This window comes from Nocardia sp. NPDC057455 (assembly GCF_042802775.1).
Classification (GTDB): Bacteria; Actinomycetota; Actinomycetes; order Mycobacteriales; family Mycobacteriaceae; genus Nocardia.
Genome location: NZ_JBHVDM010000143.1, coordinates 1 through 11,235 on the forward strand (window position 1 = coordinate 1; position 11,235 = coordinate 11,235).

The following is an 11,235-nucleotide window of genomic DNA, read 5'->3' on the forward strand; positions in this document are numbered from 1 at the left end:
GCTCAGTCCGGTCCGCCGCCACCGGCCTGCGGGGGCGGGATGCGGACGACGCGGTCGTCGAACGGGCCGGGCTGGCCGTCGGTCTTGTTCACCGTGGTCACCCAGATGGTGCCGTCCGCGCCGACCGCCGCGCCGCCGAGCTGTCCGTACCTGTCCTGCGCCATCAGGGTGGGCGCCGCGGTGACCGCGTGGGTGTTGGGGTCGGCGGTGGCGATGGCGAGTGCTTTCGCGCGGGTCAGCGAGATCGCGACACCGTCGGTCGCCGCGGCGCAGCCCGCGACTCCGGGCCGGTCCGGCCAGGTCCACATGGTGGTGACCACGCCGTCGCCGCCGAGCCGTTGCAGCCGGTCCTCGGCGGGGGTGCGGTCGGTGATCCAGATGCTGTCCTTGCTGTCCCGGCAGACGTCCCCCGCGGTGCCGATGCCCGAGACGGCGATTTCCGGCGCGGGCGTGCGGCCGGGCACCGGAGACTTCACGCGCAGCAGTTTGCCCGCGAGCGAACCCGCCGAGGCCGCCGCGCCGGGGTTGCCCGCGTCGCCGGTCAGGACCAGCATCTGGTCCGGCGCGGCGAAGTCGATCGCGCCGTGATTCCCGCTCGCGCCCTTCGGGATCCCGGTGAGCACGTCCTTCGGGGAGCCGCCCTCGGCGATGCGGACCACCCGGTTGTCGCTGGCAGTGGTGATGTACGCGTACATCAGGCCGTCCTCGCGGTAGGTGGGCGACAGCGCGATGTCGCTGAGTCCGCCGTCGCCGGAGCCGTCCACGTCCAGCCGGGCGATCTCGATCGGCGGCTGCTCCGGGGCCACCTTCAGGATGCGCCCGGTCCTGCGCTCGGCGACCAGCGCGCCGTCGGCGAGGGTGACCAGGCCGCCGGTGGTGTCCAGGCAGGTGGCCACCACCGCCGGGTCCGGATCGATGCACGGACCGCTCGGCCGGGTGGTCGAGGTGGGCGGTTGGCTCGGTTTCTTCGGGTCGATGTTGGCTCCGCGCAGGGTCGGCTCCGGGGTGAACGGACTGGACGCCGAATCGTCGAACCGGGCGCACCCGACCAGCAGGACGGAGCCGAGCGCCAAGCTCGCCGCGACGCGGCCCACGACAACCAAACTCATAGCTCAGACGTTACGGAAATACCGTTGCCCGCGCCCCCTCCGGGTGCGTGTTGCACGCACACTGACACGCCGTGCGGTACTTGCCCGCCGTGGCTCGGTGCGGCATAGGGTATTGGCCGTGACCGACAAGCCGAAAGACACGCCGGAATCCAAGGCCGGGGATGCCACTGCCGCTACGGCCGAGCAGTCGGCGGTGTCGTCCACCGGTCGAGGGGTGACCAGCCCGTACGACTCGCCGACCGAGCAGTTCACGCGGGTGGATCCGGCTCAGCGGCCGCAGATGTCCAAGGACGTCCCGCGCACCGACGACGAACTCGGGCTCGACCCGGAGGTGCCGACCACCGCCGAGAGCAAGGCCGCCGGGGGCAAGGGGTCCACCTACGAGTACGCCAGCATCCCGCCGGCCCCCACTCCGCCGAACGACACCGGCCGCCTGCGCAGGCGTACCGGCGAGACCAGGCGCGGCACACTCGATCTCGGTCTGTTGCTGTTGCGCTGGGTGGTCGGCGGCACCTTCCTCTACCACGGCCTGCAAAAGCTCACCGGCTGGTTCCACGGCCCCGGCCTGGACGGCACCCGCGACATGATGGAGCGCGGCGGCTGGGATCACCCGAGCGTATCCGCCATGCTGCTCACGGCGGGCGAGGTCGGCGGCGGCGCGCTGCTGATCCTCGGGCTGGCCACCCCGCTGGCCGCAGGCGCGGTGCTCGCGGTGATCCTGGACGCCTGGGCCTGGAAGCAGGGGATGGCACCGGGGTTCCAGTACAAAGCCGGGCCGGGAGCGGTGGAGTTCGAGAGCGTCCTCGCCGGCGTCGCCGCCGTCATCATCCTGACCGGTCCGGGCCGCTTGTCCTTCGACCGCAACCGCGGCTGGGCCGTTCGCCCCGCCGCGGGGTCCTTCGTCGTCCTCCTCCTCGCCGTGGCGGCCGCGGTCGGCGCCTACTGGTACCTGCACGGCGGCAACCCGCTCACCGGCATAGGCCCCTTCGACTGAATGCGGACGACAAAAACACCTTCGCCTTGCTTGGGTTCACGCGGTCGTCGCAACATTCTCGATTGAGAGGTTGCGGCGTCCGTGTCGTTTTCGGAGGATGTCACCCAGTTCGGTGACCACCTGATCGGGTTGGTTGGTGCTGGGGTGGCGGTGGCCGACGTCGCTGTGGTGTTGGGATTACTCGGCAGCGGTGCTATGCGATCCTGCGGGCTGAGGGCATCGCGATGGGCAAGCCCCACGGGTGCGGCCCGCCCGGAGGATCCGATGCTGATCGGGCGGGTGTTCGATGAGACCGGATCGGTGAATCTTGCCGCCAACACCGCTGGGGTCGCGTTCTCGGTGGCCCTACGGATTCTGGTGGCCGATGGGCTGATCAGCGCGGCCCCGTTGGCCCGGGGGAAGCCCGGGGCCAAGCGGCGATTTTTGTCTCTGATCGCGGCGGGTTGGTCGATAAAGGCCGCCGCTGCCGAGGTCGGGGTGAACTATCGGACCGCCAAGGATTGGCGGGCGGGTACTCGTAGGTCGAAACATTCGCGGATCCGCCCGGACGGCACCATGGTGAACTGGAGTGGTCCCCGAAAGTTGGACCACTCCACTGCTACGCCGATACTTCCCCAAAGGCACCGATCTGAGCGCGTTCGGCCCCGAAGACCTCGAACACGTCGCCCAACAACTCAACGACCGCCCACGCAAAACGCTCGGCTGGGATACCCCAGCCGAGCGCCTACGTGATCTACTCACCACCTGAGAAACCAGGCAGTGTTGCGACAACCCCTGGAATCCAAATCTCTCCTGGGGAGGGGGCTTTTTGCGTTTACGGGTTCTTGCGCCTGAGCCGATGCTTCAAGCGCCACAGCGCGTTCTGGATGCGGACCGGTCCCCAGAACTTCACCCGGTGCCAGAGGCCGGGATCTTCATACTCCGCGTACCTGCCGTTGAACGTCGGCATGGGCTCATCCTCTCGGGCATTCGTCGGACGAGACCTTCTTGGTGTCGCCGACTTCGGTGTAGTCGAACGGACGTCCTTGCAGCTTGCCATAGACGTGCACCGTGTGCCTCCAGTCACCGGTCGCACACTCCGCGCTGACACGGACCTCATGCCCTGAGCGGGAAGGGATCTTGGAGTCCACCTGGATCGCCCAGCGCACCCACTGGTCAGTCTGGTAGTGCTCCAGGCTCAACTCCAACGTGTGCGACTCCGGAGGCGCATCGCAGGAGACCTTCGCTTCGGTGTAGATGACCGGATGCAGCACGGTCGGCTTGCGGAAGAAGGTGGTGAAGTCACACGATTTGGCCGCGGCCGGTGTCGGTGCGGCAGCCGCAGGCACGGCACCTGTGAGAGCGACAGCACCCGCAGCACCGAGGATGGTCGCGAATCGAAATGCGCTGTTCTTCATGGGATTCCCCTCTTCTGCCTGAGCGGCGACGACGCTCAGTACTCCCTTGACGTGTCCGGCTTCATGCGTCCGGCTTTGATCAGCGTTTGGCGAGTCGCGTTCGTACGCGGGCACTCGGCGGCGCGGCAGCCTCGATGCTGCTGCATGGTCACGTGGGCTTCTTCGACACTCAGTGGCATCTGTGGGGCGGCGTGGGGCCATCCGGACAGACCCTGCTGGCTCGCCCTCCACTCGGCCTGCACGCGGTCCACGATGTCTTGGACGTTGGTCCCCCGGTTGGGCGTCCTCTTCTGCCACCAATTGAAACCCATTGCGGCATCAATCCTCACCTGAATTACGGGTTGGGAGTCACCGGATCCGGAGGAGTGAGCACCCTGGCTCCGGGACGTTCTGGCGTCTCCGCCCATTCGCGGAGAGCTGCGAGATAGTCCGTCAACACTTCGACGGGCAACCCATTCCAAGGAACAAGCGGCCCGACGAGTGGCGTTCGCTGTGGTAGTTGGTTCATGACCATCTGGAGGCCATCATGGATGACATCGGCAACCAGGGTAGGCGAGACTGGCTCACATGGCCGACCATGATCTCGTAGACGTGAGCATTTCCGCCGACGACGGCGACTGGCTGGCAGATTTCATCCGCAGCCTCGTAGAAGACAAGCTGGCGGCGTGTGGCAACCTGATCCCCGGTGTCCGTTCCGTCTACCGGTGGGACGGTGCAATCCACGACGACCAGCAGACACTCGTCATCCTCCACACCAGAGCCGACCTCGTGCCCGCGATCATCGAACGGGCCAACACGGACCACCCCGACACCACGCCCCAGGTTCTTGCCGTCCCCGTGCTCGACGCACACCCCGGTTATAGACAGTGGGTCATCGACTCGACCAGTTGAACGCGAAGAACCCCTGGAATCCAAGTGGGATGAGGGGGCCTTCGTGTTCGGTCGGCCGCGAGACGCGGGAGCTACGGCACGTGCCGCACAGCGCCCTTGTCCGCCGAGGTGGCCATGGCGGCGTAGGCGCGCAGCGCGGTCGTCACCGGACGATCGCGGTTGGCCGGCTGCCAGGGCCGTTCGGAGGCTTCCATCTTCGCGCGGCGCTCGGCGAGGACGGCGTCGTCGACGAGGACCTCGAGCGTGCGGGTGGCCACGTCGATGCGGATCTGGTCGCCGTTCTCCACCAGGCCGATGACACCGCCGCTGGCCGCCTCGGGCGAGATGTGCCCGATCGACAGACCCGAGGTGCCGCCGGAGAACCGCCCGTCGGTGATCAGCGCGCACTGCTTGCCGAGCCCAGAGCCCTTCAAAAACGCGGTCGGGTGCAGCATCTCCTGCATGCCGGGGCCGCCCGCGGGGCCTTCGTAGCGGACCACGATCACATCGCCGGGCTTGATCTGCTTGCCGAGGATGACCGACACGGCCTCCTCCTGCGACTCCACCACCACGGCGGGGCCCTGGAAGGAGAACAGCTCCTCGTCGATGCCCGCGGTCTTGAGCACCGCGCCGTCGGGCGCGATGTTGCCGCGCAGCACGACGAGGCCGCCTTCATTGCTGTGCGCGTGCTCGAGGTCGCGGATGCAGCCGCCCTCGGCGTCGGTGTCCAGCGACGACCAGCGGTTGTCGGTGGAGAAGGGCTCGGTGGTGCGCACCCCGCCCGGCGCGGCGTGGAAGAGTTCGATGGCTTCCTGAGAAGCTCTGCCGGAGCGGATGTCCCAGGTGTCGAGCCACTCGTCGAGGGTCGCGGTGTGCACGGTGGTGACGTCGGTCTCCAGCAAACCGGCGCGGCGCAGTTCGCCGAGGATGGCGGGGATGCCGCCGGCGCGGTGCACGTCCTCCATGTGGTAATCGGAGTTGGGCGACACCTTCGACAGGGTGGGCACCCGGCGGCTGATCTCCTCGATGGTGTGCAGATCGAAGTCGATCTCACCTTCCTGCGCGGCGGCCAGCGTGTGCAGCACGGTGTTGGTCGAGCCGCCCATCGCGACGTCCAGCGCCATCGCGTTGCGGAAAGCCTTGGCATCGGCGACGTTGCGCGGCAGCACGGACGCGTCGTCCTCGCGGTACCAGCGGTTGGCGATGTCCACCACCACGGTGCCCGCCCGCTCGAACAGCGCCCGGCGCGCGGCATGCGTGGCGAGGGTGGAGCCGTTGCCGGGCAGTGCGAGACCGAGCGCCTCGGTGAGGCAGTTCATCGAGTTCGCGGTGAACATGCCCGAGCACGAGCCACAGGTCGGGCAGGCCGACCGCTCCACCTCCGACAGCCCCTCCTCCGACACCGCCTGGTTGGCGCTCGCGGAGATCGCGGTAATCAGGTCGGTGGGCGCCTGCGCGACGCCGCCGACGACCACCGCCTTGCCCGCCTCCATCGGCCCGCCGGAGACGAATACCGCCGGAATGTTCAGCCGCATGGCCGCGTTGAGCATGCCCGGGGTGATCTTGTCGCAGTTGGAGATGCAGACCAGCGCGTCGGCGGTGTGCGCGTTCACCATGTACTCGACGGAGTCGGCGATGATCTCGCGCGAGGGCAGCGAGTAGAGCATGCCGCCGTGGCCCATGGCGATGCCGTCATCGACGGCGATGGTGTGGAATTCGCGCGGCACGCCACCGGCGGCGCGCACCGCGTCGGCCACGATGTCGCCGACGTTCTTCAGGTGCACGTGGCCGGGCACGAACTGGGTGTAGGAGTTCGCGATGGCGACGATCGGCTTGCCGAAGTCGGAGTCGGTCATGCCGGTGGCGCGCCAGAGTGCGCGTGCGCCTGCGGCATTGCGGCCGATGGTCGTGGTTCGTGAACGAAGCGGTGGCATTTCGATGGTCCTCGGGTCGCGGGGGCTGACGTGCGACGGCGCAGAGCCTGCTCGGCGGTCCACCACGTTACTCCCGGTGGGCGTGTTCACCTGCCGGTGGTGCGGCCGGGCGCGGCGTCTTCGGCTGTCAGCCGGGTTCGGTTTGTCGCTGTGCGTGGTGTCGCAGGCGACGACGGGTGGCCGGAGGTGCCGGACCGTCGAGGGTGGGGACGAGAAGGAGGATCACTGCTCCGGGAAAAATCATCCCATCACTTGGCCGCAACAACCTAACCGTGGCGGATGTTCCACGGAGCCGTGCCGGTACGCGACCGGCTTCTAGCGCGTGTCTTCGCCGGTGGCGTCCTCGCCGGACTTCGCGATGCCGTCGGTCGACGCGCTGCCCTCGCCGCTCGGGTTCGCGTCGTGTTCGATCGCGTCCGTGCGGGACTCTTCCGTCGCGGGCTCCGCGAACGGGTCCGGAATGCGTCCGCCGGAAGCGGCCGCCAGGTCGCGCAGCCGGTCGTAACTCACCGCGGGCAACTTCACCTCGGTGCCATCGGTCAGGTCGGCGCGCACATATCCGCGCTTGGGAATCCGCACACCCTTCACCTGCGCCCAGTCGAGGTGGCGCGAACCGAACAGCGTCCGCAGGTCCAGTCCCGCGTCCGAGACGCCGGTCTGCGTGCGCAGCACCCACGCCAGCACCACGGCCGGGATGAGCAGCAGCCACCACAGCCCGGCGGGCCAGCCGACGAACGGGAAGAACACGCACATCAGCAGGATGAACACGCCCAGGAAGGCCAGCCGTGGGATGCGGATCACACGGGCCTCGGAGGCGCTACCCGTATCCGCTGTCGTCGCGGGCGTATGGGACGATTCAGAAGGTGGCACGGACTGATGCGGTGATGACACACCACCATCCTCGCATCCTGGTGAACGGACACAAGCAACCGCACTGTCCCACATAATGGGACGCACGGAGTCCTTTGTTTGACTCTTCGGTTCACACCCGCTTAACGTCGTGCGCGTGAATCGAAACGAGTTGCTCGTACTCGGCCGGCGCGTCCAGCGTTGAGCCTGACACACTGAGTCGAATACGTCAGCTCGCGTTGCGACGCGCCACCCTCGATCAGCCTTGTGCTGTCGGGGGCTTTTTTATGTTCGGACTAACCTCCAGCATGGCGAAGCGCAAGACACCGCTGGCACAAAAATCCGGGGTCAGAACGACAACCAGTAAGGAACGAAGACGGTGAGCGCACCTACCGCACGGCCCGGGCCTTCCGCCCGTAGGCCAGTGCCTTCGGCGAATCAGCAGGCCACGCCCGCTGCCAACGCGACCTCCGCGGCCAACCGCCGTCCGGTCCCGCCCGAGCGGGTCACCGGCGCGCAGTCGGTCATCCGGTCGCTCGAGGAGCTCGGCGTCGACACCGTATTCGGCATTCCGGGCGGTGCGATCCTTCCGGTGTACGACCCGCTGTTCGATTCCACCAAGGTGCGCCACGTCCTCGTCCGGCACGAGCAGGGTGCCGGACACGCCGCCACCGGTTACGCGCAGGCGACCGGCAAGGTCGGTGTGTGTATGGCCACATCGGGCCCCGGCGCCACCAACCTGGTGACTCCGATCGCCGACGCGCAGATGGACTCGGTCCCGATCGTGGCCATCACCGGCCAGGTCGGCCGCAGCCTGATCGGCACCGACGCGTTCCAGGAAGCCGACATCTCCGGCATCACCATGCCGATCACCAAGCACAACTTCCTGATCACCGAGGGCATCGACATCCCGCGCATCATCGCGGAGGCGTTCTACCTCGCCGCGTCCGGCCGCCCGGGCGCCGTGCTCGTCGACATCCCCAAGGACGTGCTGCAGGCGCAGACCACCTTCAGCTGGCCGCCGGAGATGCGGCTGCCCGGCTACCGCCCGGTCACCAAGCCGCACGGCAAGCAGGTGCGTGAGGCCGCGCGGATGATCATGGAGGCCAAGGCCCCCGTGCTCTACGTCGGCGGCGGCGTGATCAAGGCCGACGCCTCGCCCGAGCTGCTGCAACTGGCCGAGCTGACCGGTATCCCCGTGGTCACCACGCTGATGGCGCGCGGCGCGTTCCCCGACAGCCACCGGCTGAACATGGGCATGCCCGGCATGCACGGCACCGTTGGCGCCGTCGCCGCGTTGCAGCGCTCGGACCTGCTGATCACGCTCGGCGCGCGGTTCGACGACCGCGTCACCGGCCAGCTGGACTCCTTCGCGCCGGGCGCCAAGGTCATCCACGCCGACATCGACCCGGCCGAGATCGGCAAGAACCGGCACGCCGACGTCCCGATCGTGGGCGACTGCCGCGAGGTGATCGTCGAGCTCATCGAGACGCTGAAGGCGGATCCCGCCGCCGGTGACGCTCTGCCGCTGGGGCTGACCGACTGGTGGACCTACCTCGACGGCGTGCGCGACTCCTACCCGCTGGGCTGGACCCCGCCCGCCGACGGGTCGCTGTCGCCGGAGTTCGTCATCGAGGCGCTCGGCCGTCTGGCCGGACCCGACGCGATCTACTGCGCGGGCGTCGGCCAGCACCAGATGTGGGCCGCTCAGTTCATCAAGTACGAGAAGCCGCGCACCTGGCTGAACTCCGGTGGCCTCGGCACCATGGGCTACGCCGTCCCGGCGGCCATGGGCGCCAAGATGGGCGCGCCGGACAAAGAGGTGTGGGCGGTCGATGGTGACGGCTGCTTCCAGATGACCAACCAGGAGTTGGCCACCTGTGCCGTCGAAGGCGTCCCGATCAAGGTCGCGCTGATCAACAACGGCAACCTCGGCATGGTGCGCCAGTGGCAGACGCTCTTCTACCAGGAGCGCTACTCCAACACCGATCTGGGCACGCACTCGCTGCGCATCCCCGATTTCGTGAAACTCGCCGAAGCGCTCGGCTGCCACGGCATCCGGGTGGAGCGCGAGGAGGACGTGGAGGCCGCCATCCGCGAGGCGCAGTCCATCAACGACCGCCCCGTGGTGATCGACTTCATCGTCGGCAAGGACGCGCAGGTGTGGCCGATGGTGGCGGCGGGCACCAGCAACGACGAGATCATGGCCGCTCGCGGCATCCGCCCGCTGTTCGACGAGGACGAGCAGGCCGCCGAGCCGGCGGTCATCCACGCGGCGATGTCGCAGGAACAGAACAGGGTGAACAACGGATGAGTACCACGCATACCCTCAGCGTGCTCGTCGAGGACAAACCGGGCGTGCTGGCCAGGGTCGCGGCGCTGTTCTCCCGCCGGGGCTTCAACATCGAATCGCTGGCGGTCGGCGGCACCGAGCTCCCCGAGATCTCGCGCATGACCATCGTCGTCACCGTCGAGGACCTCCCGCTGGAGCAGGTCACCAAGCAGCTCAACAAGCTGGTGAACGTCATCAAGATCGTGGAGCAGGACTCCGACACCTCGGTGGCCCGCGAACTGATCCTGGTGAAGGTGCGCGCCGACGCCAGTGTGCGGACCCAGGTGGTCGAGGCGGTCGGACTGTTCCGCGCGAAGGTTATCGACGTGTCGCCGGACGCGCTCACCGTCGAGGCGACCGGAACCCGGTCCAAGCTCGACGCGCTGCTGCGGATGCTCGAACCGTATGGCATCCGGGAGATCGTGCAGTCCGGTGTCGTCGCGGTGGGGCGTGGACCGAAGTCCATCACCGCCACTCGATGAGGTAGCGAGCGGCGCACCGATGGGGCCGACCGTCCTGCGGCGGCCACACGCTAGTCTTTCTGCGATCGACGGTTGGCGTGCCGCCCTCCCCGCCTATGCGGGAATGATCCCCTCCCGCTGCTGCGGGGGTTGATCCGATCCAGAACAACGTAAATCCGCACCGGCGCAAGCACGGTGTGCCCCGCCTCGCGCGGGGATGATCCCGGAAGGAACCACAGTGGCAGTCGAGATGTTCTACGACGACGATGCCGACCTGTCGATCATCCAGGGCCGCAAGGTCGCTGTCATCGGCTACGGCAGCCAGGGTCACGCGCACTCGCTGAGCCTGCGCGACTCGGGCGTCGAGGTCCGCGTCGGTCTGGCCGAGGGTTCGAAGTCGCGTCCGAAGGCCGAGGAGGCTGGCCTGACCGTCGGCACGCCCGCGGAGGTCTCGGAGTGGGCGGACCTCATCATGGTGCTCGCGCCCGACACCGCGCAGGCGTCGATCTTCACCAATGACATCGAGCCGAATCTGAAGGACGGCGACGCGCTGTTCTTCGGCCACGGCCTCAACATCCACTTCGGCCTGATCAAGCCGCCGGCCAACGTCACCATCGGCATGGTGGCGCCGAAGGGCCCGGGGCACCTGGTGCGTCGTCAGTTCGTCGACGGCAAGGGCGTTCCGGCTCTGATCGCGATCGACCAGGACCCGAAGGGTGAGGGCCAGGCGCTGGCGCTGTCCTACGCCAAGGGCATCGGCGGCACCCGCGCGGGCGTCATCAAGACCACCTTCAAGGAAGAGACCGAGACCGACCTGTTCGGTGAGCAGGCCGTGCTGTGCGGTGGCACCGAGGAACTGGTCAAGACCGGTTTCGAGGTCATGGTCGAGGCCGGTTACGCGCCGGAGATGGCCTACTTCGAGGTGCTGCACGAGCTGAAGCTGATCGTCGACCTGATGTACGAGGGCGGCATCGCGCGGATGAACTACTCCGTCTCCGACACCGCCGAGTTCGGTGGCTACCTGTCGGGCCCGCGGGTCATCGACGCCGACACCAAGAAGCGCATGCAGGACATCCTCAAGGACATCCAGGACGGCAGCTTCGTCAAGCGTCTGGTCGCCAACGTCGAGGGCGGCAACAAGGAGCTCGAGGCGCTGCGCAAGCAGAACGCCGAGCACCCGATCGAGGTCACCGGCGCCAAGCTGCGCGGCCTGATGAGCTGGGTGGATCGTCCCATCACCGAGACCGCCTGATAGATCTGCTGATTCACGCGGGTGGCCCGCTCCGGAT

General features: G+C 67.9%; 10 protein-coding genes and 2 pseudogenes. 7 read left to right on the forward strand and 5 right to left on the reverse strand.

Annotation, left to right across the window (positions count from 1 at the left end; all coding sequences use genetic code 11):
- Nucleotides 1–2 precede the first annotated feature (2 nt).
- Nucleotides 3–1,109, reverse strand: a complete 1,107-nt coding sequence (locus ACFU5M_RS32800) for a PQQ-dependent sugar dehydrogenase (protein WP_379055205.1) — start codon at nt 1,107–1,109, stop codon at nt 3–5.
- 118 nt (nt 1,110–1,227) lie between these two features.
- On the opposite strand from ACFU5M_RS32800, the gene ACFU5M_RS32805 reads away from it, so the two are divergent.
- The 3 genes and pseudogenes from ACFU5M_RS32805 to ACFU5M_RS32815 form a co-directional block, all read left to right on the forward strand.
- A complete protein-coding gene (locus tag ACFU5M_RS32805) occupies nt 1,228–2,103 on the forward strand; it encodes a DoxX family protein (protein ID WP_379055207.1) in 876 nt (291 codons plus the stop codon).
- Between the two features lie 264 nt (nt 2,104–2,367).
- Nucleotides 2,368–2,568 (forward strand): annotated as a pseudogene (locus ACFU5M_RS32810) (hypothetical protein); the annotation flags it as partial.
- Between the two features lie 121 nt (nt 2,569–2,689).
- A pseudogene (locus ACFU5M_RS32815) lies at nt 2,690–2,851 on the forward strand (IS30 family transposase); the annotation flags it as partial.
- Nucleotides 2,852–2,917: 66 nt separating this feature from the next.
- Here ACFU5M_RS32815 and ACFU5M_RS32820 read toward each other — a convergent pair.
- Nucleotides 2,918–3,052, reverse strand: coding sequence for a hypothetical protein (locus ACFU5M_RS32820; RefSeq protein ID WP_379055209.1), 135 nt, complete (start codon nt 3,050–3,052; stop codon nt 2,918–2,920).
- Between the two features lie 4 nt (nt 3,053–3,056).
- Nucleotides 3,057–3,500 carry a hypothetical protein gene (locus ACFU5M_RS32825; protein WP_379055211.1) on the reverse strand — a complete coding sequence of 148 codons (444 nt, stop codon included), beginning with the start codon at nt 3,498–3,500 and terminating at the stop codon, nt 3,057–3,059.
- Between the two features lie 567 nt (nt 3,501–4,067).
- Here ACFU5M_RS32825 and cutA point away from each other — a divergent pair.
- A complete protein-coding gene (cutA, locus tag ACFU5M_RS32830; RefSeq protein ID WP_379055213.1) occupies nt 4,068–4,391 on the forward strand; it encodes a divalent-cation tolerance protein CutA in 324 nt (107 codons plus the stop codon).
- Nucleotides 4,392–4,462: 71 nt separating this feature from the next.
- Here cutA and ilvD read toward each other — a convergent pair whose 3' ends face one another.
- Together ilvD and ACFU5M_RS32840 are read right to left on the reverse strand one after the other, a co-directional pair.
- Nucleotides 4,463–6,304, reverse strand: coding sequence for a dihydroxy-acid dehydratase (ilvD, locus tag ACFU5M_RS32835; protein ID WP_379055215.1), 1,842 nt, complete (start codon nt 6,302–6,304; stop codon nt 4,463–4,465).
- A 315-nt stretch (nt 6,305–6,619) separates the two neighbouring features.
- Nucleotides 6,620–7,105: a PH domain-containing protein gene (locus tag ACFU5M_RS32840; protein ID WP_379055217.1), complete on the reverse strand. Its 486-nt coding sequence runs from the start codon at nt 7,103–7,105 to the stop codon at nt 6,620–6,622.
- A 427-nt stretch (nt 7,106–7,532) separates the two neighbouring features.
- Here ACFU5M_RS32840 and ACFU5M_RS32845 point away from each other — a divergent pair, with 427 nt between their 5' ends.
- From ACFU5M_RS32845 to ilvC, 3 genes are all read left to right on the forward strand, one after another.
- Nucleotides 7,533–9,467 (forward strand): acetolactate synthase large subunit, encoded by a 1,935-nt coding sequence (locus ACFU5M_RS32845; RefSeq protein WP_379055219.1) that lies wholly within the window; start codon nt 7,533–7,535, stop codon nt 9,465–9,467.
- Nucleotides 9,464–9,967 carry an acetolactate synthase small subunit gene (gene ilvN / locus ACFU5M_RS32850; RefSeq protein ID WP_195032550.1) on the forward strand — a complete coding sequence of 168 codons (504 nt, stop codon included), beginning with the start codon at nt 9,464–9,466 and terminating at the stop codon, nt 9,965–9,967. The genes ACFU5M_RS32845 and ilvN overlap by 4 nt, the downstream gene beginning before the upstream one ends.
- Nucleotides 9,968–10,196: 229 nt before the next feature.
- Nucleotides 10,197–11,198 (forward strand): ketol-acid reductoisomerase, encoded by a 1,002-nt coding sequence (gene ilvC, locus ACFU5M_RS32855; RefSeq protein WP_174550026.1) that lies wholly within the window; start codon nt 10,197–10,199, stop codon nt 11,196–11,198.
- Nucleotides 11,199–11,235: the final 37 nt, after the last annotated feature.

Excerpts from the sequence above, each read along its gene's own strand:
- ACFU5M_RS32820 (WP_379055209.1), bottom strand. The coding sequence starts at position 3,052 with ATGCCGACGTTCAACGGCAGGTACGCGGAGTATGAAGATCCCGGCCTC.
- cutA (WP_379055213.1), top strand. The coding sequence starts at position 4,068 with ATGGCCGACCATGATCTCGTAGACGTGAGCATTTCCGCCGACGACGGC.
- ACFU5M_RS32800 (WP_379055205.1), bottom strand. The coding sequence starts at position 1,109 with ATGAGTTTGGTTGTCGTGGGCCGCGTCGCGGCGAGCTTGGCGCTCGGC.
- ilvD (WP_379055215.1), bottom strand. The coding sequence starts at position 6,304 with ATGCCACCGCTTCGTTCACGAACCACGACCATCGGCCGCAATGCCGCA.
- ACFU5M_RS32825 (WP_379055211.1), bottom strand. The coding sequence starts at position 3,500 with ATGAAGAACAGCGCATTTCGATTCGCGACCATCCTCGGTGCTGCGGGT.
- ilvC (WP_174550026.1), top strand. The coding sequence starts at position 10,197 with ATGTTCTACGACGACGATGCCGACCTGTCGATCATCCAGGGCCGCAAG.
- ilvN (WP_195032550.1), top strand. The coding sequence starts at position 9,464 with ATGAGTACCACGCATACCCTCAGCGTGCTCGTCGAGGACAAACCGGGC.